Below are 25,721 nucleotides of genomic sequence, written 5' to 3' on the forward strand. Positions count from 1 at the left end.
AATTGTGATTTATTTAAATCCGCAAATTTTATTTTAAAAAAATATTTTATAGGAAATTTTTATAAGATTTAATAATAATTTTTATAAAAAAATCCATTAATTATATATTTCATTAAACATTATCCAATTCACATGAAGAAAAACTTTTTACTAAATCATCTATAGCTTTAATTTGTTCCAAAAAAGGCAATAATTTTAATAATGTTAATGCAGATGCTCCGTCGCATTTTGCTTGATCAGGATCTGGATGAGCTTCTACAAATAATCCAGCTAAACCTATCGCCATACCAGCTCTTGCTAATTCAAAAATTTGTGCACGACGACCACCAGAAACAATACTAAGGGGGTCACGACATTGTAATGCATGAGTAACATCAAAAATAATAGGAGATCCACCTGATAATTTCATCATTATATTAAAACCTAACATATCAACTACTAAATTATCATAACCAAAATTTACACCCCTTTCACAAATAATAATCTTCTGATTACCAAAATTTTTAAATTTTTCTATAATATTCCCTATTTGTCCAGGACTCATAAATTGAGGTTTTTTAATATTAATAACTGAACCAGTTTTAGCTAAAGCCTCAATTAAATTTGTTTGACGACTTAAAAAAGCTGGTAACTGAATAACATCGACAATTTTTGAAACAGGAATTACTTGAGTAAGATCATGTACATCAGTCAGAATTTTAACACCAAACAGATCTTTTATTTCTTCTAAAATTTTTAATCCTTCTTCTAATCCAGGACCACGATAGGAATAAAAAGAAGAACGATTAGCTTTATCAAAAGATGCCTTAAAAACATAAGGAATATTGAGCTGATCTGTTACCTTTATATAATGTTCACAAACTCTCATTGCTAAATCACGTGATTCAAGCACATTTAAACCACCGAATAACACAAATGGTAAATGATTAGCTATATTAATATTATCAATACATATTATTTTATTTTGCATATATTTAATTTTTTATACATCTAAAAAAACCTAATAAACATCTATCATTATTAATGTAATATAACTTGCTGTCCCTCTATTGAATAAATTTGCATTTTTATCATTTCAGAAACAGGATCTTCTGGACATTGTTCAATAAAATAATTTAAATCAGAAATTGCTACATGATTGCACTCAAGATGAGCAAAAATTAAACCCCTATCACGTATTTCATAAGGATCTTTTGGATCAAAAATTAATAATGTTTCACAAACTTTTAGTGCTTGTTCCATTTTTTTTTCTTCCATCAAAGCAGCTTTTATAGTATCAAACATTTTTCGTATAATAATTTTATTTTCAGTTGCTTCTATATCTTTACGAGTTAAATGTGCAAAAGGACTAATGGTTCCTTTAATCCATAAATCAAGCATCTGTTTAGTAAGTGTTTCACCATTTGTTGGATTAATATACCATTCAATACCATTATCAAGACGAATACACAAAATCAGTTGAGTCAAAAAAACAATAGGTATAACCGGTAATTCTAATTGATCTGCAACATGCAAAAAAATTGTACCTAACGAAACAGAAGCTCCTTGTCTTGTTACTAAAACTTTATCTAACCAAAGTGCTTCTGAAAGCGAATAAATCCCGGCTACACCACTAAATAACCAATCTCGATAAAATAATTTTATCAAAACAGATACTTGTTTTTCTATATCATCATCATTTAATATTACTTTTTTTGCTTCTTTTACAAAAAATGCCAGTTGACTATTAACAGCTTCAACAGGAAAATCTTGACGAATAATTTTAGAAACAAAAATAATACCTTCGATCAGTGGTGCTTTATTAAATTCATAATTAGCTATGCTTTTCATCATTTTTCCATTGACCTACTGTAACACGTTCATTACCACTATAATCCTTAAAAGTTGTTACTTTTTTATAATTAAAACAGCAAAACAACTCCCTTACTTGTCTTCCTTGTAACCACCCGTGTTCGAGTAAAAGCCACCCTTTATTAACTAAATAATCATTAGATTTTTCAATTATACATTCCATATCAGCTAATCCATGATTGCCAGAAATCAATGCTGTTTTTGGTTCGAAACGAACATCACCTTGCTTTAAACATGGATCATCTGCATCAACATAAGGTGGATTACTAACAATCATATCAAATTTTTGAATAGGTAGTGAAGAAAACCAATTACTTTTTAAAAATTTTACATTTTTAATCGCTAAATTACATGCATTAAGTTCTGCGAGAGTAATTACTAAATCACTAATATCAACTCCTATTATCTGTAATTCTGGACGTTCTGATGCTAAAGCCAATGCTATAGAACCACTACCAGTTCCTAAATCTAATATCTTTGCTGACTTTTTATTACCTAATAACAGCAAAGCTTTTTCAACTAAACATTCTGTATCACAACGGGGTATCAAAGTAATAGGAGAAACTTTTATCGCTAAAGACCAAAATTCCTTTTCTGCTATTATATAAGCGATCGGTTCCCCCTTAATCCGACGCGCTAATAAATGCTCTAACTCTTCTTTTTGATAAGAAGTTAATTTAACTTCTCCAAATGCAAGAAAATCAGTATTGCTTTTTTTTGTTATATATTTTAATAAAACTTCAGCATCTAGTTGAGCATTATCACTATCAACAAGTTTTTTAGATGCATAAAACAACCAATCTTGATAATTCATTTTTTTTACTTCTGAAAAAAAGATAATTGATCTGTTTGATATTCATCAACAATAGGTTGAATCAATAAATCTAATTTTCCATTTATTACTTCATCTAAACGATAAAGTGTTAAATTAATTCTATGGTCACTAATACGACCTTGGGGGAAATTATATGTTCTTATTCTATCAGAACGATCGCCAGAACCCAGTAAATTATGACGTTCTGATGTTTCTGCTTCACGACGTTTTTGTATTTCTTTTTCTCGAATACGAGAACCTAAAACTGACAAAGCTTTAGCTTTATTTTTATGTTGTGAACGTTCATCTTGACACTCAACCACAATACCAGTAGGAATATGAGTAATACGAATAGCCGATTCAGTAGTATTGACATGTTGTCCTCCAGCACCTGATGAACGAAAGGTATCGATTCTTAAATCACTTACATTGATTTCAGATAATTCTTTTACTGGGATCTCAGCTAATATAGCAACCATACAAGAGGAAGTATGAATACGTCCTTGAGATTCTGTAGCTGGTACACGCTGAACACGATGTCCACCTGATTCAAATTTTAAACGCCCATATACAGAATCACCGGAAATTTTAATAATAATTTCTTTATATCCACCATATTCTCCTTCAGTCAAATGCATCACTTCAAAACCCCAACCTCGTGATTCAGAATATCGATTATACATTCTAAAAAGATCACCAGCAAATATTGCAGCTTCATTACCACCAGTACCTGCTCGAATTTCTAAAAAACAATTTTTTTCATCATCTGGATCCTTGGGAATCAGCAAAATCTGCAATTGTTTTTCAAGTTTTTCATTACGTTTTTTGAAATGTATGAGTTCTTCATTAGCTATTTCATGTAATTCAGGATCATCTAGTAATATTGTAGTAGTAAGAATTTCTTCTTGAAGAATACGCCATGATCGAAAACATTTAATTAAATCAGTTAACTGAGAATATTCTTGATGTAATAATTTAAAACGTTCTTGATTATTGATAACTTTGATATTACCTAAATTTATCTGAATTTCTTCATAACGTCTTTCTAATAATTTTAATTTGTTTATTATAGAAACCTTCATTTTTTTTTGCAAACCTTACAGAATATTTTAATTTTTCTCTAATCCTAAGCTATCTTTTAAAATATTAAAACGATTAATATCACCATCTAAAACTGCTTGCCGAAGCGATTTTGTTGGTGCATGCATTAAACGATTCATTAACTGATAAGTTAATTTATTAATTACTAATTCGCTATTTTCACCATTATTTAACGTAGAAAGTGCTTTTTCTACCATTAACACCCTCATTTTTTCTGACTGTCTACGATAATTACGAATTATCTTAATTAATGACTGAGAACGTAACCATTGCATGAAATCAGCACTTTCTTTTTGAATAATACTTTCTGCTTGAATAACAGCTATTTTTCTTTTTTTTATATTTTCTGTAATAATAAATTCTAGATCGTCAATACTATAAAGATAAATATTGTTTAATTTTTTAACATTTTGTTCGATATCTCGAGGAACAGCAATATCAATCAATAACATAAATTTATTATGTCTAACTTTCATTGCACGTTTAACCATTACTTCACCGATTATTGGAACAGGGCTGGCAGTAGAACTAATAACAATATCAGCTTCAGCTAAACGAGTATCCAAATCACTTAAATTAATAAATTCAGCACCAATTATTTTAGCAATACGTAAAGCACGTTCAGGTGTTCGATTAGCTATAATTACATGTTTAGCATGACATTTCAAAAGATGACGCACAGTAAGCTCAATAGTTTCACCTGCACCTATTAGCAAAATGTTTAATTCAGATAAAGATTTAAAAATTTGACATACTAATCTACATGCTACAAAAGCAATTGAAACAGCATTAGCACCAATTTTTGTTTCAGTGCGAATACGTTTAGCTACAAAAAATGCATGTTGAAATAAACGTTCAAGTTCACTTGATAATTTTTTATAATGTTGAGATTTCAAAAACGCTTTTTTTACTTGACCTAAAATTTGCGGTTCACCTAATGCTAATGAATCTAATCCACTAGTAACACGCATTAAATGATTAACCACTGCATTATCTTGGTACCAATATATACTTTTTCTAACATCATTTAAATTTAAAGAATGATAACTACAAAACCAATTCATCAATTTATCATGTAATATATCATGTAAATCGACAACTAAATATACTTCAGTACGATTACATGTAGATAATACAACCCCACTATGAACAAATGATTGTTTTAATAAATTATCCAATACATGTTCAATTTTTTCTGCTCCAATAATTAAGCGTTCACGTAAAGTTATTGGTGCAGTTTTATGATTTATACCGAGTGCAAATAAAGTCATGTTCACTCAATTAAATAATTAAATAACTTATAAAAGTTTATATCATTTTATAAAAACTAAAAAACCTTCATAAATAAATTTTACAAAAATATTTTACTTGGTTTATACGACTATATAATTAAATATACTCAATAAATACAACATCTAAATAAATTTTAATCATATGAAAATTTATTTAGTAACTATTTAATAATATTAATATATACAAAAAATTTAGGAAATATTCATGATACTAAATAAAAAACACTTTACAAGTTTATCTTACTTTTCTTATACATTTATTTTTTTATGTATTATTTTATTAACTGCTTGCACGTTTAAACCAACATTAAGCAAACAAACAATTAACAAAATAACAAATACAGAATGGGCTATTCATAAGAAAAAATTAATAAAATTAATAAAATTTAATACTAGAGGTTCTTTTAGTTATATAGATGGTTATAATAAAATTTATGCTAATTTTTTTTTACAACAAAATAATTTTTTACACTACTATCTATTTTTTAGCAATCCCTTAGGCACTACAGAATTTATGATCTATGTAACACCAAATTTTACTACAATAACAGATAAAGCAGGAAAAAATTATACAACTACAAATCCAGAACAATTAATTCATCAATTAATCAACATAAAAATTCCTATAGAAAACTTTTCTTACTGGTTAATTGGTCTACCAATTAATGCAACATCATTTACATTAAATAAAAATGGACTCCTAAAAACAATACAATATATACAAAATAAGGAAACATGGAATATCAACTATCTTTCTTATTCAACAAAAAATAAACTTAAACTTCCAAATAATATTGAATTACAACAATCTGATAGATATATTAAATTAAAAATACATAACTGGGATTTTAAATTATAATGATTTTAAACTGGCCTTCACCAGCAAAACTTAATTTATTTCTACATATTACTGGTTTAAGAAATGATGGTTACCATAATATTCAAACACTATTTCAATTTCTTAATTATGGTGATGAAATCATAATCAAATCACGTAGAGATAATCAAATCCAATTAATGACACCATTTATGAATATAATAGAAAAGCACAATCTTATTATTAAAGCTGCTCGTTTATTACAAAATTACTGTATGAAAATGAAATTATTACATGAATATCAAGGTGCAGATATTTATATTAAAAAAAAATTACCTATTGGTGGAGGTTTAGGTGGTGGTTCTTCTAATGCAGCAACAACATTAATTGCTTTAAACTTCCACTGGAAAACTAATATTAATGATATTATGCTAGCTAATCTTGCCAATCAACTAGGTGCAGATATTCCATTTTTTATAAAAGGTCATTCAGCTTTTGCAGAAGGAATTGGGAATAAACTTTTTCCTATTAATCTAAAAGAAAAATGGTATTTAGTAGCTTATCCAGGAATAGTAATTTCTACTCAAAAAGTATTTTCTGAAATTGGATTAAAAAGAAATTCAACAAAACTATCTTTAAAAAAATTATTGAAAAAAAAATATGTAAACGATTGTGAAGCAATTGTAAGAAAAAAATTTATTAAAGTTGAAAAATTGAGTTCATGGATGCAAAAATATACATCATCACGTCTTACAGGTACAGGTTCTTGTGTTTTTGGTGAGTTTAAAACTAAATCAGCTGCTTATAAAATATTAAATAAGGCCCCTAAATGGGTACAATGTTTTATTGCAAAAGGTATTAATCGCTCTCCTTTACATATATTCCGTACTAGTATTAATAAATATTAAATTTATAATTTATGTATTTTTTCTGTTAAAATATTATAATACTTTTAAATATTTTAAACTGAGGCTTCTTCAATATGCCAGATATGAAACTTTTTGCTGGTAATGCCATACCTTTACTTGCTCAACGTGTTGCTAATCGTCTAGATACTACTCTTGGAGATGCTGAAGTAGATCGTTTTAGTGATGGTGAAATTAGTGTAAAAATCAATGAAAATGTTCGTGGTGGTGATATTTTTATCATACAATCAACCTGTGCTCCAACCAATGATAATTTAATGGAACTAGTAGTAATGATTGATGCACTAAGAAGAGCATCTGCAGGTCGCATTACTGCTGTAATTCCATATTTTGGTTATGCACGTCAAGATAGAAGAGTGCGTTCAGCTCGAGTCCCAATTACTGCTAAAGTGGTAGCTGATTTTCTTTCCAGCGTTGGAGTTGATCGTGTATTAACTGTTGATCTACATGCAGAACAAATTCAAGGATTCTTTGATGTTCCAGTAGATAACGTTTTTGGGAGTCCAATCTTATTAGAAGATATGCTACAAAAAAAATTAATTAATCCAATTGTGGTATCACCTGATATAGGTGGAGTTGTACGTGCACGCGCTATTGCTAAACTATTAAATGATACTTATATGGCAATTATTGACAAAAGACGTCCAAGAACAAATGTTTCTCAAGTTATGCATATCATTGGAGATGTAGAAAACCGAGATTGTGTAATAGTTGATGATATGATTGATACTGGAAGCACTCTATGCAAAGCTGCCGAAGCCCTCAAAGAACGGGGTGCAAAACGAGTATTTTCTTATGCAACACATCCAATATTTTCTGGAGATGCAATAATAAATATTAAAAAATCAGTAATTGATGAAGTAATCGTTTGTGATACAATTCCTTTATCTTCTGATATAAAAAAACTAAAAAAAGTTCGTTCTTTAACATTAGCTGGGATGTTGGCTGAAGCAATTCGTAGAATCAGTAACGAAGAATCAATTGCTGCTATGTTTGAACACTAACAATTATAACAAGAATTAATAAATTATACATCAATAAATAATAATTTATAATACTTAAATAATAATTTATAATACTTTACATATTAGATTATATTACAAATATATTTTTATATTTTAAAATATAAAAAAATGTTTAATAATAAAATTCAGAATTTTAGCACAATTAAAAAACAAAAGTTATCAAAATTATTTTTTCAATATAATAATATATCAAATAATTTTTATTAATAAATATTAAGTATTTAAAAAAATAAATAAAATAAAACACAACATTATGAGCAATATAAAACTAAATATAAAATTAATTGTAGGTTTAGCTAATCCAGGTATTAAATATGAACTAACCCGTCATAATGTAGGATCTTGGTATATAAAATTATTGGCACAAAAATATAAACAAATTTTAAAACTAAAAAGTAATTTTTTTGGGTGCATAGGAAAAATTAATCTATATGGCAATTCTATTTATTTATTTATTCCAAAAATATATATGAATTTTAATGGCAAAGCAGTTTTATCATTAGTTAATTTCTATCATATTCCACCAGAAAAAATTCTTGTAGTTCATGATGAATTAAATTTAATTCCAGGAAAAGCCAAAATAAAATTTGGTGGTACAAATAATGGACACAATGGGCTCAAAGATATCCAAGAAAAACTAGGTCATAATTCTAATTTTTATCGTTTACGAATTGGAATCGGTCATCCTGGAGATAAACATAAAGTGATTCAATTTCTATTAAATAAACCAACAATACAAGAACAGAAATTAATTAATATAACTATTAAAGAAGCAATATTTTGTACTGAAATTTTATTAAACCAAGGAATGCATAAAGCAATAAATCGTTTACACAGTTTTAAAGCATTCTGTTAACACTGTAATTATTTTATCTATGTACAATTTAACATTATCTTTATTATTAATAAATATATTGATCATATTTATTGATGATTAAGAAATATTGAAATAAGGTAACATGCATCATGGGGTTTAAATGTGGTATTATTGGTTTACCAAACGTAGGAAAATCAACACTTTTTAATGCACTTACTCAATCTAATATTAAAGCAGAAAATTTTCCATTTTGTACTATAAAACCTAACAATGCTATTGTAGCAATTCCTGATCCTCGTCTTAATATATTAGCTAAAATTGTTAAACCAGAAAAAATATTACCTACTAAAATAGAATTTGTTGATATTGCTGGATTAGTAAAAGGAGCATCTCAAGGAGAAGGTTTAGGTAATCAATTTTTAAACAATATTCGAGAAACTGAAGTTATAATACATGTTGTTCGATGCTTTAATAAAAATAATATTACACATGTTCATGGAAACATTGATCCAACAATTGATATTAATACAATTAATACTGAATTAATATTATCTGATTTAGATATCTGTGAACAAGCAATTCATAGAATACAAAAAAAACACCAAACTCAAAGACAAGAAGTCAAAATTACATTAAGTATTTTGTTAAAATGTTACCAACATCTTGAAAACTCTCGTATGTTACATAGTTTAAAATTAAAAAAAGAAGAAAAAAAATTAATTCAATATCTTAGTTTTTTAACTTTAAAACCAATCATATATATTGCAAATATTAGTGAAAATAATGTTATTAATAATCCTTATTTAAATACCGTAAAGCTAATAGCTAAAAAAGAAGATGCTATCGTCATACCAATATGTGCCATTATCGAATCAGATATCACAAAAATGAAAAAAAATGAACGTAAAGAATTCATGATTGAATTTAATATAAAAATACCTGGTTTTAATAAAGTATTACTAGCTGGTTATAATTTACTAAATTTACATACTTTTTTTACTGCCGGACCAAAAGAAGTCCGTGCTTGGGGTATTCCTATTAATACTACTGCACCAGAAGCAGCCGGCAAAATTCATTCAGATTTTAAAAAAGGATTCATACGTGCAGAAACAATTTCATTTTCTGATTTTATTAAACATCAAGGAGAAATTGGTGCAAAAGCAGCAGGAAAAATGCGAAGTGAAGGAAAAAATTACATTATAGAAGATGGTGATATTATTCGTTTTTTATTTAAAATATAATACAATAATTAGAATTATATTATACATAAAAAATTATAATTAAAGTCATCTTAAAAATATAATTTAAAATAATAAAAAACCATTCATGATGTTAAGATTATATTATATATAAATATCTATTTTTTAAAAAATTACAATTTTTGTTGTAAATAATAAGTGAAAATAAAACATTTTTATTTTATAAACTATATAATTCACTAAAAAATATCACTCTTTATAAATTAATAATTCCATCATAAACATGCGTAGCAGGGCCACTCATAAATAAAGGATGACCTAATCCATTCCATAAAATTTTTAAAATACCACCAGGTAAATCAACAGTAACATTTTTTCTTAACAAACCTTGCTGAATACCAATAGCAACAGCAGCACAAGCACCACTTCCACAAGCTTTTGTTTCTCCTACACCTCTTTCATATACACGTAATCGAATATTTTTATCATTAATAATTTGCATAAAACCAACATTAGCTTGCTCAGGAAAACGTTCATGTTTTTCAAGCATACTACCTAATGATGATACTTCAGTAGTATCAATATTTTTAACTTGTAAAACACAATGTGGATTACCTATCGAAACTACACCACAAAATATTCTCTTTTTTTTGATTTTAATCTTATATTTTTTTTTAACTTTAAAAGCTTTAAATGGTACTTTACTTGGCTCAAATTGAGGTACACCCATTTTTACACAAACATCTTGATTTTCTAATAAAAATAATGTCATTTTTCCTGATTCAGTGCTAACTTTTATAATACGTTTATGAATCATTTTTTTTAGACGAACAAAATGCGCAAAACAACGAGCACCATTACCACATTGAAAGACTTCACTACCATCAGCATTAAAAATACGATAATGAAAATCAAGGTCTGGATCATAAGGTGCTTCAACTAATAATAGCTGATCAAAACCAATACCCTTATGACGATCTGATAAATAACAAATTAACTCACTAGAAAAAAAAACATCTTGAGTAACTGCATCTACTACCATGAAATCATTACCTAAACTATGCATTTTTGAAAATTGCATTTTTTACTCCATCATAATCAATACATTATATATTTAATTGATCGATTAATGATGACATTTTTTATAATTATTTATATATCTTTTAATAATAATTTATCTTCTTGAATTATATTACTTGTAATTGCTTCAGAACTTAAATAAAGAACATCTTTTACGCCACAAGCTGACAGTAATTCTACTAAAACACTTATCAGAAATAAAAAAAATATTTTTTTTCCTATATCAAATCTTTTCATTATTAATTTTTTATCCTTTATATTATCTAGAACAAACAACAAAAAATAAGAAATTGATAATAAATATACAATTATTTAATAAATTAGTATATAACTAAATAAAATAGATAATATATTATAAAAATACTGTAATTTTTAAAAAAAATACTTGATTTTTTTATAAAAAAGTTGTTAACTAACAACATATCTTATTTATAAAAAATAATCATAGATGCTCATTATTAGCATTTTTAAAAATATTTTTATCTATAAAAAAATATAAATAAGTAAGATCTAACCATTATTCATACATACAAAAAACATAAATATTTATACTTACTTAAATACAGTATCAAAGCTACTCTTAATCTATATGATTCATAAACATAAAGTTTTTAAACAAAAATAAAAAATTGAATACATTATTAATTTGATATAAAAAATATTATCTAAATATTTCAGAAATATAAAAATATTTTTAATATCATATTTGATTTATAAATATAAAAATAATTTTTATATAAATAATTAATACTTGTTTTTTTATTTTTATAAAAAAATATATTTTTTATAAAATCTCTAAAGAATTATCAAAAATTTTGATTTTATTTGAACATCATAAAGTATTTAAAATTTATTAAATAATTAGATTTCCAAAATACAAAAATAAAATCAAAAAACAATATTTGAGTCTTAAATTATATATAAATAATAATTTATTAAACTATTATAAAAATTATATCAAAATTATTTTAGATGTTATTAAAATACATTTTTACAAAAAAATATATTTTAAAGAATTATTTTTTAAAGTTTTATTCGATAATATAAAAAATTATTTTTATAACAATTCTATAAATTTAAAATTCATATCATATTTTTTCTTTTAATTATTCATTACAGAAATATTTTTTTACTAAATTATATTCAAAATACTTTTTAATCTAGAAATAATTCTAGATTAATACCAATAAATTACAAATGATATACATTGATGAAATTATTAAATTTTAATTCTTATAATATTAAAAATCATTATTTTTCTCTTAAAAACGCATGTTTTTTAAAATTTCATTAATCGATCAACATACTTAAAAAGTAATTTTAAACATAAAACATTAATAATATACTTTATAATACAATTTTTTAAATAATTTTAATATTTTTATAAATTTCTACAAGCAAAAAAAATGATTTATTCAAATTTACCTAAAATCAAGCATATATTTTATATGTATTAATTTTACTAGATATGATAATAAAAAAAAATCAATTGTCACTTTTTCTGCATTTTAATAGTATTGTATAATTAAAAATTATTTAATAAAATAAAGTAATTTTTTAAAAGAAAAGAAGTAAAAAAATTATATTTTTTAGTGTAATTTTCAATAAAAATATTAGTTCTTTGATTTCAAAAAAATATTTTTTACTTAAAATGATAATATATTATTTTAATAATAATAAATTTATCTACAGTATATCAATTATATAATTTTTATTATAATCAATGAAATTCTGTATATATATTACCTATAAAAACATGAATTTATTTAATCAAATAAATTCTTTATATTAAATAAATAATTAAAATATACCAGTTTAAAAATATAAATTTATAAATACACTACGTGAAATTGAATTTTTGTTTTTTATTTTAAAATAATTAAATATTTTAAGTATTACTAGATATATTAGGTATATATAAAACTGAAAATGCAAAAAATACTACCTTAATTTCTAATTTTAAATAGCATAAACATTATTTTTTTAAAATTCTTAAAAAATAAACACTCTTCAATCATTAAATTATAAATTGTGTTTTTTATTAAAAATTCATTAATTACACAAAATCTTTTTATTGAAGTCTAATATTAAAATATAGAAAATACCTAAAATTATTTAATTAGTTAATAAATGTAATCAAATAATTCATTAAAATCTTTAAAAAAGAAAAATAAAAATAATCAGCAACAATTTGTTTCATAAAAATTAAACATTTCATACAAAAAAGTATTTTAAATAGTAAAAAAATATTTATTAAAAATAAAATCTACAAAAATTAGACTTATATATACAGCAATTAAATATCACTAAAAATATTAAAATTTTTGATAAATTTAATTGCCTTACTTAATAATTTATATGTAACTCTTGGAAAATTAATAAGAAAAATTATAGTATGTCACTACAAACACTGCGTATAGCAACGAGAAAAAGTCCATTAGCAATGTGGCAAGCTATTTTTGTAAAAACACAACTAGAGAAATATCATCCAAAATTAAAAATTGAAATTATCCCAATAATTACTCAAGGTGATATTTTAATAGACACTCCTCTATCAAAAATTGGTGGAAAGGGTTTATTTATTAAAGAACTAGAAAATGCATTGCTAAAAAAAAGAGCTGATATTGCAGTGCATTCTATTAAAGATATACCCATTAATTTTCCAGAAAATTTAGAGTTGATAACCATATGTAAAAGAGAAGATCCTCGTGATGCTTTTATATCCAATCAATATAATTCCATTGATTCATTAAAAATAGGAAGTACTATAGGAACATCAAGTTTACGTCGTCAATGCCAAATATCTCATTTCTACCCACACTTATTTTTTAAAGATTTACGAGGTAATATAGAAACACGATTACATAAATTAGATAATGGTGAATATGATGCTATAATTCTTGCTGTTGCTGGCCTTAAAAGACTAGGCTTAGAAGCAAGAATACGCATGCCTATATCTCCAGATGAATTATTACCTGCAGTTGGACAAGGTGCTATTGGCATAGAATGCCGCATTGAAGACCATTATGTGCAATCTTTTTTAAAACCATTACACCATTATAACACTGCTATCTGTATTCAAGCAGAACGCACAGTTAATTACCACTTAGAAGGTGGTTGTCAAGTCCCAATTTGTAGTTATGCTGTTTGGAAAAAAAAACATATTTGGCTAAGAGCACTTGTAGGATTACCAGATGGGAGTAAAATTATTCGGGGGGAAAAAAAATTTAAACCGGAAAAAGTTATACAAGCAAGCATTGAACTTGCCGAAGAATTATTGAATAATGGAGCTCAAGAAATTCTTAAAAAAATGCAATAAAAAATATTTTTATATGAGTGTATTAATTACAAAACCAAATCCAAGTGGAAAAAAACTTTTACAAATGATTAGATCAATAGGAATACCTGCAGTTCATATTCCATTAATAAAAATTATACCAAGTCATAAAATCATGCTTTTACCGATTAAATTAAATAAATTAAACCACGCAGATTTGATTTTTTTTTATCAAAAAACGCAGTAAAGTATGCTAATGAAGCACTTTATTTAAGAAAAAAAAAATGGCCTCGTAACTTATCATATTATGGTATAGGAAATTCAACAGCGGAAATGTTTAAAAAATTAACTAATTTACCAATTCAAATATCTCAACTGGGCGAAAACAGTGAAAAATTACTTGCATTACCTTCTTTAAAATATCTAAAAGGAAAAAAATCTTTATTATTACGAGGAAATGGTGGACGTGAATTAATTGCAAAAACATTACAATTACGAGGAAGTGATATTGATTATTGTGAATGTTATCAACGTCAACCAATAAAATATGATACAACATTATTTCAACTAAAATGTCAAAATGCAAATATTAAAACAATTATAGTGACTAGTGGAGAAATGTTAAATTTACTATTTAATTTAATTACAAAGGATTATAAATCTTGGTTATTATCTCTTCATCTTATTATTGTTAGTACACGTTTAGCTAATACAGCTAATCAATTAGGTTGGCAATCAATAAAAATAGCTAAAAGTGCTCAAAATTATGCTTTAATTGAAGCATTATTGTAAATTAATAATTCTAAAATAAAATTTTACACATATTAAAAAATTAATAAAACAAAAATATAACACAACATAATAAGCATAATTTTTTATAATTAACTATTGTTTTTGGAATCCATAAAATCGTTATTTTTAAAAACTATACTTTAAATATCTGAACAATAGAAATATTAATTAAAAATTTATGATACTTATCATCAAATCGATCCATTAAAGAATGTTTTATAAAGATATATTATGCTTTGTGTGAATAAAAAAGAAATAAATTTTAGAAAAAACTAATTCTAGTATAAAATTACTTATTTTCAATAAACGCATTTTCAATAAAATCATTTTAAAGTATTGAAATAATTTTTATTGAATTTAGAATCATTTTATTTATTAAACATAAAAAATATTAATATTTAAAATTACTTTAAATTTCATAATAATGTATATATAAAATTAACAAAACATTTATCTTCAATTTTTTATTCATGCTTGATTAAATAAAATTTATGATTTATCTTTAGAAAAAGAAAAACATTATGGAATAATTGATCATTACTCTGATATTATTTATAATATTGTAAACAAATAATTATTAAAAATGATCGAATATCAAGAAATTTTTATTTTTATGATATTTTTAAAAAAAACAAAAGATAACAAAAAATTTTTATCATGGAATAAAACATTATATTAATAGTAATATGAAGAACTATATTTTTATATTAAAAAAATTTTAAAATAAAATCTTAAATTATATTTTTTATCATGCAATAAAAAAATACAAAACAAATAAAATACATTTTATTTGTTTTGTAAATTTTGGTCGGCGAGAGAGGATTTGAACCTCCGACCTACTGGTCCCAAACCAGTTGCGCTACCAACCTGCGCTACTCACCGAAAGATTTTTTTTTATTTTATCATTTATTTTATTGAGTAAAAAATATTTTAATAAAATAATTTATAAATTATTATGCGAAAGAGGGGACTTGAACCCCCACATCCATAAAAGAATACCAACATCTGAAGTTAGTGCGTCTACCAATTCCGCCACAATCGCAATATAAAAATAAAAAGATAAAAATAAAAATTTATGGGGTGACTAATGGGATTCGAACCCACGACAACCGGAATCACAATCCGGAGCTCTACCAACTGAGCTATAGCCACCATACTCATCATCAAAATATTCAAATATCAAAAAATATAATTAATAATTATAAATTTTATAAATATCAGGAAAACATATCAAACAAAGCGTACCCGACAGGATTTGAACCTGAAACCTCTGCCTCCGGAGGGCAACGCTCTATCCAAATTGAGCTACGGGTACCAAAAACTAAATAAAATATTATTGTCAATGAATTTTGTTTTCAAAATTAAATTATACTACGGATTTCATAAGAAAGTATCTAGTATTTTCTAAATTAATTAAAAATTTTATATATATTTTTTAAAAAAAATATGCATTTTTATATAAAATCTAGCAAAGTTAATTGTTATAACAAAATTTACATAAATTACCAGAAAAATAATTTTTAAAAAATAGATTAAAGAAATAAAAATTAAAAATAAAAAACAAAAAAATCAAAAACAAACAAGTTCTGGATGTTAAAAAAAACAATTAGTAAAAATATTAAAAAAAGCATGTCAAATCATTTATATAAGGAAATAATATTGATTTTAAGATATCATCTTTTAATGTTTTTATGTATTTTTCAAAAAGGAAATTGACTTAATATGATTACAAAACATGATATCATATCTAATAATACACTCGTACTATAGATACAAAACAAAACATTCTTTTAAATTATAACCAGAGAAAAAAATAATTAAGGTTAGAACCAATAATTAATGATATAACTGTTATCATAATACATCGTCTAGATATACCACTCACTATTACTTTTTTAAAAAAATTAGGAATTTGATTATTAAATGCTAAAGTATATATCATCACTATACATACTATTATTGCAACCTAACGATACCGCGATAAGTGCCAAAAATTCATAATTTAAGCAACAGATACAGTACCTGTATTAGTAAATATTTAAACAAAAATACTACCACTAAATTTTGTTTTTTCCAAAGAAAAAAGTAATAATAACAAAAATAGAACTTACATAAAAAATCAAAATTTTTAATAATATATAATTGATGAAATTTTTGATGTAATATTGAGTTCTTTAATTTTTTAAGCAGTTATTCTAAGTAATTTGAATCCTTAATAAAAAACTATTACAAAAGAAAAAAAATCTTATAATCCATAAAAAACCATTATTTACCATCAAATTATTCAAACTAATTGCTGGAATATTACCCCAACCAAATAAAAATTAAAAATAATCCAGTGAAAATCATGGTAATAATTGCTAAAATAAAATTTTAAGCACAGAAAAAAAATTAATTCACCATAAAAATGTACTGCTAAAAAACTAATCAAATTCATAAATCCATAAAAATAGACAAAAAACCTATTAGAGCAGCTCAAGAAACTAAAAATTTACATATATCTTAACTATTATTTCTGATATTTTTCCTATTAAACACATAATAAAAAAATGTATAATCTGACTTATAATATATAAGATAAAAATAAAAAGAGATTTATCTATTTTAAAATACTATCAGTCCTATAAATAAACTAACTCTAGTTAGTCCTACTTAATATAATAAAATCAATATTTTTTTTAAAATCTACGATTAAATCTTTTTTTATAGTAATATCTTAATTATTACAAAAATAAAATTTATTAGAAATAGTATCATAAAATAATATGATTATATTTCAGAAATTATATTTTTTTAAAATAAAAATTTTATTAAATATGCATAAACTATTAAAAATATTTTTTCATAATTTTAAATGATGATAGACAAATATTAAAAAATAATCAAAATTTTTAAAAACATACATATAATTTTAAAAATAACAAAAATAAATATTTCAAAAATATAGATTTTCAATCTTAAATATTACTAAATAACTTATCAAAAAAATACTAAATAATATGATTTAACACAAGAAATTTGTAGAACACATATTAAATATTATTTTTTACATATATTCATATATAAAACTTATACTATCAAAAATATACTGTAATTCATCTAATATCTCAGAAATTTAATAAAATATCATTATGATAAATTCATTTCTCAAAAAATATTTTTATACTTTAATGATCATAAAAAAGCTATATTTATTAAATTTTAAAAAAGTATGTTAAGAACAATAATATGTAAATCAATAAACAAAAAACTTATATTTGTTTTATTTTAATAAATCATTAATCATAAATCAATTTAAGAACGTTTCATAAAATCAAAAAATTCATTATTAGTTTTTGTCATCGCTAATTTGTTGATTAAAAATTCCATTGCATCAATTTCACCCATAGGATGAATTATCTTACGTAAAATCCACATCTTTTGTAATTCATCCGGCAAAGTTAACAATTCTTCTTTACGAGTACCAGATCGATTATAATCAATAGCTGGAAAAACACGCTTTTCTGCTATTTTTCTTGATAAATTTAATTCCATATTACCTGTACCCTTAAATTCTTCATATATTACTTCATCCATTTTAGATCCTGTATCAACCAAAGCCGTAGCAATAATTGTTAAACTTCCACCTTCTTTTACATTACGGGCAGCTCCAAAAAAACGTTTTGGACGATGTAAAGCATTTGCATCAACTCCACCAGTTAATACTCTTCCAGAAGAGGGAATGACAGTATTATAAGCACGAGCAAGACGTGTAATAGAATCCAAAAGGATAATCACATCTTTTTTGTGTTCAACCAAACGTTTCGCTTTTTCTATAACCATTTCAGCAACTTGTACATGACGAGATGCAGGTTCATCAAAAGTAGAAGCAATTACTTCTCCTTTAACTAAACGTTGCATTTCTGTAACTTCTTCTGGCCTTTCATCAATCAACAAAACCATTAACACACAATCCAGATAATTATTTGCAATATTAGCAGCAATATTTTGTAATAACATAGTTTTACCTGCTTTTGGCGGAGCAACAATTAAACCACGTTGTCCACGTCCAATAGGAGCAGATAAATCCAAAACCCGAGCAGTTAAATCTTCTGTAGATCCATTACCACGTTCCATACGCAACCGACTGTTGGCATGTAATGGTGTTAAATTTTCAAATAAAATTTTACTACGAGCATTTTCAGGTTTATCAAAATTTACTTCATTAACTTTTAACAAAGCAAAATAACGTTCTCCTTCTTTCGGAGGGCGAATTTTTCCAGAAATAGTATCACCTGTTCGTAAATTAAAACGACGAATTTGACTAGGAGAAACATAAATATCATCAGGACCTGCTAAATATGAACTATCAGCAGACCGAAGAAATCCAAATCCATCCTGTAAAATTTCTAACACGCCATCACCAAAAATATCTTCTCCACTTTTAGCATGTTGCTTTAAAATAGAAAAAATAATATCCTGTTTTCTCATACGAGGTAAATTTTCTAATCCCATACCTTCGCCAATAGTAATCAATGCAGAAACTGGCGTATTTTTTAATTCGGTAAGATTCATAATGGTGGGTTCTTAAACTTGAGGTATATTTTGAAAATTATGCACAATATATTATTGATTTATTATATAATATCAATAATAATAAATTAATATTTTTATTAAAATATTTTTATTAAAAATATTAATTTTATTATAGTATAACTTCATGTTGGAAAATTATATGTAATTTAAAGAAAATGCCAAAGTTTTTTATAATTTATATGTTTTGTTTTCCCATATAAAAAAATCGACATAAAAAAATAAAGATTTACCACAAAAATCAATAATTATATCTTACTATAATAAAATTTCTAATTTTTAGCATTTTTACTTATAAAAACATGTATAAAAAATCAAATATTTAGTTTTCAGATCTTATAAAGATATGTATCAAATTAAATTATAACGTTATATTAAAATCATTTAAAACACCTATTTATTTATTAAAATACATACTATTTAAAAAATTTTTGTTATTAAAAAATATTTAAATCCCTTTTTATTTTCTTTTTTACAGAAAATTAAATATTTTTATCGATAAAACTTTGCAATTGATTTTTAGATAACAAACCTACATATTCATCAATTTTTTTCCTTTTTTAAAAAACAACAAAAACAACAAAGTTGGAATACTACAAATACCATATTTAGCTATTATAATTGGATTATTCTCAATATTTAATTTTCCAATAATTAATTTCATTGCATACTCATTAGCTATTTCATCTAAAATAGAATAAATTATTTTACAAGGAGCACACCATACTGCCCAAAAATCAATTAATACTGGTTTTATTGCTTTTATGGCTTTTATGGCTTTTATTTAAAAATTTTTATCAGAAAAATGAAGTACTAAATTTTTGTTCATTTTTTAATTACTTCCAATATTGAAAAATAAATATCATTTTATTATTAATGAATATATCTTTTAAAGCAAGTATATTGTTTTCTATTACAAATGTTTTTGTGAGGAAACTGATTATATGCTACATATATTATATTTCAAATATTTAATGATACGTGTTTATCATATTTTTTAAAACAATTACATTAATATAATTATTAATATAAATATAATTTAATATTTTTATTAAAAAATATATGCAATTTTTTTTATTTTTAAAACTAATATTAGTTAAATTAATTTAACTAACTATGTTTTTAATAATTTTAATAAAAATAATAGTTTTTAATAAAAAAACTATCGTCCCAGATCCCAGATAATTAATAAAAATCAATATTATATGAATAATTATATATAATAATCAATATAATCTGTATTTTTTTTTATTAAAATAAATTAGATGATAAAGATCATATCTTTTATTGTATTATATAAAATATATTAAAGCAATATTTTCTTAATATTTTTTTTAAAAAAACGCTATTCAAAAAAATATTTTTAAAATTTAATTATCATAAAAAATTTTTCATATTCTGCTTACAAATACATTAACTTTAATTTTTATATTGCTTCAATGCAAAAACATTATTTGTTTAAAAAATTAAACAAAATAACAATCAATAACAAATGTAAAATAATTTTATATTAAACATAATTAGAAAAAATTTCAATGATTATATTTAACACTAAAAAAATCAGAACGAAAATAAATAAAAACATTTTAAATATGTGCCATATACAAAATTTTTCCCATAATAATTAGTATTTATTAATTAATATTTATTTATATATAAAATATATATAAAAAAGTAGTTATATATAATTATATCAATAAACTAGCAAAATAAAAATTGATCAGAAGATCATATTTCATAAAAAAATATATAAAAGTTTTTTGCAATAAAATATTTTTATAAAAATAATATAAGAAAAATTTAAATTCATAAAATATTTATAGTTTTAATGTATATTTCCTTAAATCAATCTTTTAAATTCAAATTATAAAATTTATTAATATTCAAAATTATGTACAAATTAATAATCATATAAATACTGACAATAAATAAAGTTGAAAAATACAAAACTCAAAATAAAACAAAAATTTATACAAAAAACAAATATACTCGTTCATTGCAAAACAATAATACTATTCTCTTCAACATCTAATGTTATTACCTTTCCTGGTAATAGTGTATTAGATAATACCTTTTCAGCTAACATATTTTCTATCTTATGTTGAATTGCTCGTTTTAAAGGACGAGCACCAAATACTGGATCAAATCCTATTTCAGCTAACTTTTCTAGAACTTTTTCAGTAATTATTATTTTATAACCTTGTTCTTCTAATCTTTTATACAAACGTGATAATTGTATTTTTGCAATATTTTTAATTTGTGTTTTATTTAATGGATGAAATACAACAACTTCATCAATACGATTAATAAATTCTGGACGAAAACTACGACTAACCACTTCCATTACAATCTCTTTTATATTATCATAACATAAATTCTCAAAACGTTCTTGAATTAAATTAGAGCCTAAATTAGATGTCATAATCACAACAGTATTACGAAAATCTACCGTTTGCCCATGTCCATCTGTTAAACGGCCATCATCAAGTACTTGTAACAAAATATTAAAAACATCTGGATGTGCTTTTTCAATTTCATCGAGCAAAATAACAGAATAAGGACGTCTTCGTATTGCCTCTGTTAAATAACCACCTTCTTCATATCCTATATAACCTGGTGGCGCACCAACTAATCTAGAAATAATATGTTTTTCCATAAATTCTGACATATCAATACGTACCATAGCATTGTCACTATCAAACAAAAAATTTGCAAGTGCTTTACATAACTCAGTCTTACCAACACCAGTAGGACCTAAAAACAAAAAAGAACCAATAGGACGATTAGGATCTGATAAACCAGCCCGACTACGACGAATAGCATTCGATACAGCATTTACTGCTTCGTTTTGTCCAATAACAAATTTATGAATTTCTTCCTCCATATGCAATAATTTCTCACGTTCATTTTTTAACATTCTAATCACAGGAATCCCCGTCCATCTTGCTACAATTTCTGCAATTTCAATATCAGTAACTTTATTACGTAATAGCTTCATTGGTTTATTTTCAACACTAGTAGCTACTGCGAGTTGTTTTTCTAATTCTGGAATTTCACCATACTGTAATTTTGACATTTTAGCCAAATCACTATTACGACGTGCTTGTTCTAAACTTATACGTGCATTTTCTAATCTCGCTTTTATATCTTGGGTACCTGTTAGTTCTGCTTTTTCAGCATTCCACTTTTTTTCTAATGCCCAATATTCTTTTTCTTTTTCTATTAATTCTTCTTGTAACATTTTTAAACGTTTTTTACTATCTTTATCCAATTCTTTTTTTAAAGCTTCTTGTTCAAGTTTTAGTTGCATCACCCGACGTTCTAACCGATCTAATAATTCTGGTTTAGAATCCATTTGCATTCGCAAACTTGCTCCAGCTTCATCAATTAAATCTATTGCTTTATCTGGTAACATGCGATCAGAAATATAGCGATTAGATAAATTTGCTGCTGCAACAATAGCAGGATCTGTAATTTGCACATGATGATGTAATTCGTAACGTTCTTTTAATCCTCTTAAAATTGCTATTGTGTCTTCTACAGTTGGTTCAACAATATAAACTTTTTGGAAACGACGTTCTAATGCTGCATCTTTTTCAATATATTGATGATATTCATTCAATGTTGTAGCACCAACACAGTGTAATTCTCCTTTCGCTAATGCTGGTTTTAACATGTTACTGGCATCCATTGCACCTTCAGATTTACCTGCTCCAACCATAGTATGTAATTCATCAATAAATAAGATAACATTACCTTCTTGTTTATTGAGATCATGCAAAACTGATTTCAAACGTTCTTCAAATTCACCACGATATTTTGTTCCTGCAAGTAAAGTACCCATATCTAATGCAAATACACGTTTATTTTTTAACCCTTCAGGTACTTCAGCATTAACAATCCTTTGAGCAAGCCCTTCAACAATAGCTGTTTTTCCTACCCCAGGTTCTCCTATTAAAACTGGGTTATTTTTTGTTCTACGCTGCAGTACTTGTATAGTTCTTCGAATTTCTTCATCACGTCCAATAACAGGATCAAGTTTTCCTTCTTCAGCTTTTTGAGTTAAATCTATGGCATATTTTTTAAGTGCATTACGCTGCTCTTCAGCACTTTTTTCATGAATATTATCTCCGGCACGCATTAATGATATCGCCTTTTCCATATCTTCTTTAATAATTTGCATACTTTTAATTTTATCAGTAAGAAAAGTTTTTGCATCAAAAATTGCTAAAAGAAATATCTCTGATGAAATAAACTTATCACCTTTTTTTTGTGCTATTTTTTCACATAAATTTAGATGACGAATAAGATCATTTGATGGTTGAACATCACCAATAATTCCACCATGCACTTGTGGTAAAACATTCAAAATATCATTTAATTGATCGCTTAATTTTTTTATATTAATACCCATTGAAGTTAATAAATATTTTATAGTACTTCCTTCTTGTTCTAATAAAGCAATCAGCAAATGAATTGGTTCAATAAATTGATTATCTTTTTTAATAGCTAAAGATTGAGCATCAATTAATGCTTCTTGTAATTTATTTGTAAAACGTTCAAAATGCATAAAATCTCCAAAAGATAATCAAATATTTGCTATAAAAAATAATTAAATTTTACGACACATTTTTTATAAAAAATATTTATATGATATATATAATCTTACTTAATCTTACTTAATTTATAAAAAATGAATATTAATTTTTGTATAAATCCTTAAAAAATTTTTTATTAGAAATCTTTCTATGAATAACATAGAAATTAATATCAAATATTATTAAAAGTAAATATTTTATCTAATGATTTTATCATAAAAAATGCTTTTTTACAAAAGTAAATTACAATTACAATAACTTAAAATAAAATATCTATTACTAAATTTTCGCTAATTTTTCTTAAAAAAACAGTTACTATATATAATATTCTTACTTATTGAAATTAATCATAATAATAAAATTTTATACAAAAAATATAGTTTTTTATAACAACTAAAAATATAAATATTACCAATTATATAAAATATTAATTATCAATCTTTTTTCTATTAAATTTTCACGGTATTTTTGCATTCCATTAGTAAATCTCTTGCTTTAATATAAATTTTTTTTTAACATATCAATTAACATAAGCATATCTCTAGGAGGTTCTACGCACCACTCCATCAAATTACCTGTTATAGGATGATACAAACGTAATTTTTTAGCATGAAGTGCTTGACGATTGAATGTTTTAAGCATTTTTATAAATGATTCAGAAAAACCTTTTAATGATCGTACCGATCCATAATACACAGGATCACCAACTACATGATGATTAATATGTGCCATATGAACACGAATTTGATGTGTTCTACCTGTCTCTAATCTTAATTTTACTCTAGTATGTATACGAAATTTTTCTATTATTTTATAATGAGTGATAGCAGGTTTTCCAATTTTATTAATAGCCATATGTATACGTTTACTGGGATGACGAGCAATTGGCTGATCAACTATCCCACTACATTGTACAAGACCATTTACTATAGCATCATATTCACGTATAACTTTCCTATTTTTTATAGCTTGACTCAAATTTGAATGAGCAGTTATTGTTTTTGCGATAACTATTAATCCTGTAGTGCCTTTATCTAATCTATGGATAATACCTGCTCTGGGAACATTTATATTTTCAGGATAATGAAATAACAATGTATTTAATAATGTCCCATTCAGATTTTTAATACCTGGATGCATAACTAAATTTGCAGGTTTATTGATCACAAGTATTGCATCATCTTCATACACAATATTCAAAGGAATATTTTCTGCTTCTGTACAGATATTTTTTTTGATTACAAGATTAATCAAAACTTTTTCATTGCCTACTACTTTTTTTTTAGGGCTATTTACATATTCATTATTAACCTGAACTCTATTATTTAAAATCCATTTTTTTATCTGTGATCTAGAATAATCAGGAAATAAAGAGACTAACACTTTATCTAAACGTTGAGAAAATTGTGATGGCAATATTTTTGCATTAAGTTGTAATTTTTCAGACATAACAATCAGCTAAAAAAATTATATTTTGTTCGAAATATCTATTTTTTGTTTAAAATATATAATAATTATATAATATTTTTTAAAAAAATTGGGAATTTGATAAAAATATTC

The 25,721-nt window shown here is 24.5% G+C and carries 19 protein-coding genes, 4 tRNA genes and 1 pseudogene; 8 read left to right on the forward strand and 16 right to left on the reverse strand.

Going from position 1 to position 25,721, the window contains the following annotated elements; genetic code table 11:
• Nucleotides 1-112 precede the first annotated feature (112 nt).
• From kdsA to hemA, 5 genes are read right to left on the reverse strand one after another with little or no spacing between them, the layout of a single operon-like run.
• Entirely contained in the window at nucleotides 113-970 is an 858-nt protein-coding gene (kdsA, locus tag ABNS14_RS02480; protein WP_348666129.1) for a 3-deoxy-8-phosphooctulonate synthase, read from the reverse strand.
• 50 nt (nucleotides 971-1,020) lie between these two features.
• Nucleotides 1,021-1,830: an invasion regulator SirB1 gene (sirB1, locus tag ABNS14_RS02485; protein WP_348666666.1), complete on the reverse strand. Its 810-nt coding sequence runs from the start codon at nucleotides 1,828-1,830 to the stop codon at nucleotides 1,021-1,023.
• Complete coding sequence (gene prmC, locus ABNS14_RS02490; RefSeq protein ID WP_348666130.1) at nucleotides 1,814-2,665, reverse strand: peptide chain release factor N(5)-glutamine methyltransferase; 852 nt, start codon at nucleotides 2,663-2,665, stop codon at nucleotides 1,814-1,816. The genes sirB1 and prmC overlap by 17 nt, the downstream gene beginning before the upstream one ends.
• 5 nt (nucleotides 2,666-2,670) lie before the next feature.
• Complete coding sequence (gene prfA / locus ABNS14_RS02495; protein WP_348666131.1) at nucleotides 2,671-3,747, reverse strand: peptide chain release factor 1; 1,077 nt, start codon at nucleotides 3,745-3,747, stop codon at nucleotides 2,671-2,673.
• Between the two features lie 27 nt (nucleotides 3,748-3,774).
• Complete coding sequence (gene hemA / locus ABNS14_RS02500) at nucleotides 3,775-5,037, reverse strand: glutamyl-tRNA reductase (RefSeq protein WP_348666132.1); 1,263 nt, start codon at nucleotides 5,035-5,037, stop codon at nucleotides 3,775-3,777.
• A 226-nt stretch (nucleotides 5,038-5,263) separates the two neighbouring features.
• Here hemA and lolB point away from each other — a divergent pair, with 226 nt between their 5' ends.
• The 5 genes from lolB (at nucleotide 5,264) to ychF (ending at nucleotide 9,884) form a co-directional block, all read left to right on the forward strand.
• Nucleotides 5,264-5,917: a lipoprotein insertase outer membrane protein LolB gene (gene lolB / locus ABNS14_RS02505; protein WP_348666134.1), complete on the forward strand. Its 654-nt coding sequence runs from the start codon at nucleotides 5,264-5,266 to the stop codon at nucleotides 5,915-5,917.
• On the forward strand, nucleotides 5,917-6,783 hold the full coding sequence (gene ispE / locus ABNS14_RS02510) for a 4-(cytidine 5'-diphospho)-2-C-methyl-D-erythritol kinase (protein WP_348666135.1): 867 nt from the start codon (nucleotides 5,917-5,919) through the stop codon (nucleotides 6,781-6,783). The genes lolB and ispE overlap by 1 nt, the downstream gene beginning before the upstream one ends.
• Before the next feature lie 74 nt (nucleotides 6,784-6,857).
• Nucleotides 6,858-7,805: a ribose-phosphate pyrophosphokinase gene (locus tag ABNS14_RS02515; protein ID WP_348666136.1), complete on the forward strand. Its 948-nt coding sequence runs from the start codon at nucleotides 6,858-6,860 to the stop codon at nucleotides 7,803-7,805.
• Between the two features lie 274 nt (nucleotides 7,806-8,079).
• The gene (pth, locus tag ABNS14_RS02520; protein ID WP_348666138.1) at nucleotides 8,080-8,682 is read left to right on the forward strand and encodes an aminoacyl-tRNA hydrolase; all 603 of its coding nucleotides are present in this window, start codon (nucleotides 8,080-8,082) and stop codon (nucleotides 8,680-8,682) included.
• A gap of 110 nt (nucleotides 8,683-8,792) precedes the next feature.
• Complete coding sequence (gene ychF, locus ABNS14_RS02525) at nucleotides 8,793-9,884, forward strand: redox-regulated ATPase YchF (protein WP_348666139.1); 1,092 nt, start codon at nucleotides 8,793-8,795, stop codon at nucleotides 9,882-9,884.
• A 214-nt stretch (nucleotides 9,885-10,098) separates the two neighbouring features.
• Here the strand turns inward: ychF and dapF are convergent, their stop codons facing one another.
• Nucleotides 10,099-10,923, reverse strand: coding sequence for a diaminopimelate epimerase (gene dapF / locus ABNS14_RS02530; protein WP_348666140.1), 825 nt, complete (start codon nucleotides 10,921-10,923; stop codon nucleotides 10,099-10,101).
• A gap of 71 nt (nucleotides 10,924-10,994) precedes the next feature.
• Nucleotides 10,995-11,159 (reverse strand): hypothetical protein, encoded by a 165-nt coding sequence (locus ABNS14_RS02535; protein WP_348666142.1) that lies wholly within the window; start codon nucleotides 11,157-11,159, stop codon nucleotides 10,995-10,997.
• A 2,158-nt stretch (nucleotides 11,160-13,317) separates the two neighbouring features.
• Between ABNS14_RS02535 and hemC the strand changes: the two genes are divergently transcribed.
• Genes hemC through ABNS14_RS02550 form a run of 3 tightly spaced genes read left to right on the forward strand, consistent with a single transcriptional unit; the run spans nucleotide 13,318 to nucleotide 14,991 of the window.
• Nucleotides 13,318-14,241, forward strand: a complete 924-nt coding sequence (hemC, locus tag ABNS14_RS02540; protein WP_348666143.1) for a hydroxymethylbilane synthase — start codon at nucleotides 13,318-13,320, stop codon at nucleotides 14,239-14,241.
• A gap of 13 nt (nucleotides 14,242-14,254) precedes the next feature.
• Nucleotides 14,255-14,446, forward strand: a complete 192-nt coding sequence (locus tag ABNS14_RS02545; protein WP_348666145.1) for a uroporphyrinogen-III synthase — start codon at nucleotides 14,255-14,257, stop codon at nucleotides 14,444-14,446.
• Nucleotides 14,401-14,991, forward strand: a complete 591-nt coding sequence (locus ABNS14_RS02550; RefSeq protein WP_348666667.1) for a uroporphyrinogen-III synthase — start codon at nucleotides 14,401-14,403, stop codon at nucleotides 14,989-14,991. The genes ABNS14_RS02545 and ABNS14_RS02550 overlap by 46 nt, the downstream gene beginning before the upstream one ends.
• An 805-nt stretch (nucleotides 14,992-15,796) precedes the next feature.
• Here the strand turns inward: ABNS14_RS02550 and ABNS14_RS02555 are convergent.
• The 9 genes and pseudogenes from ABNS14_RS02555 to rluD all read right to left on the reverse strand — a co-directional run bounded on the left by ABNS14_RS02555 (nucleotide 15,797) and on the right by rluD (nucleotide 25,610).
• Nucleotides 15,797-15,873 (reverse strand) — tRNA-Pro (locus tag ABNS14_RS02555).
• A gap of 74 nt (nucleotides 15,874-15,947) precedes the next feature.
• Nucleotides 15,948-16,033 (reverse strand) — tRNA-Leu (locus ABNS14_RS02560).
• Nucleotides 16,034-16,067: 34 nt separating this feature from the next.
• Nucleotides 16,068-16,143, reverse strand: a tRNA-His gene (locus ABNS14_RS02565).
• 88 nt (nucleotides 16,144-16,231) lie between these two features.
• Nucleotides 16,232-16,306, reverse strand: a tRNA-Arg gene (locus ABNS14_RS02570).
• 480 nt (nucleotides 16,307-16,786) lie between these two features.
• Complete coding sequence (locus tag ABNS14_RS02575) at nucleotides 16,787-16,933, reverse strand: hypothetical protein (RefSeq protein ID WP_348666147.1); 147 nt, start codon at nucleotides 16,931-16,933, stop codon at nucleotides 16,787-16,789.
• A gap of 1,352 nt (nucleotides 16,934-18,285) precedes the next feature.
• Complete coding sequence (gene rho / locus ABNS14_RS02580) at nucleotides 18,286-19,545, reverse strand: transcription termination factor Rho (RefSeq protein ID WP_348666148.1); 1,260 nt, start codon at nucleotides 19,543-19,545, stop codon at nucleotides 18,286-18,288.
• Between the two features lie 500 nt (nucleotides 19,546-20,045).
• Nucleotides 20,046-20,347, reverse strand: a pseudogene (gene trxA, locus ABNS14_RS02585) (thioredoxin).
• Nucleotides 20,348-21,556: 1,209 nt separating this feature from the next.
• On the reverse strand, nucleotides 21,557-24,133 hold the full coding sequence (gene clpB / locus ABNS14_RS02590; protein ID WP_348666149.1) for an ATP-dependent chaperone ClpB: 2,577 nt from the start codon (nucleotides 24,131-24,133) through the stop codon (nucleotides 21,557-21,559).
• A 523-nt stretch (nucleotides 24,134-24,656) separates the two neighbouring features.
• Nucleotides 24,657-25,610 carry a 23S rRNA pseudouridine(1911/1915/1917) synthase RluD gene (gene rluD / locus ABNS14_RS02595; RefSeq protein WP_348666150.1) on the reverse strand — a complete coding sequence of 318 codons (954 nt, stop codon included), beginning with the start codon at nucleotides 25,608-25,610 and terminating at the stop codon, nucleotides 24,657-24,659.
• Nucleotides 25,611-25,721: the final 111 nt, after the last annotated feature.

The sequence above is a fragment of the Arsenophonus symbiont of Ornithomya chloropus genome (assembly GCF_964026495.1).
Taxonomy (GTDB): Bacteria; Pseudomonadota; Gammaproteobacteria; order Enterobacterales; family Enterobacteriaceae; genus Arsenophonus.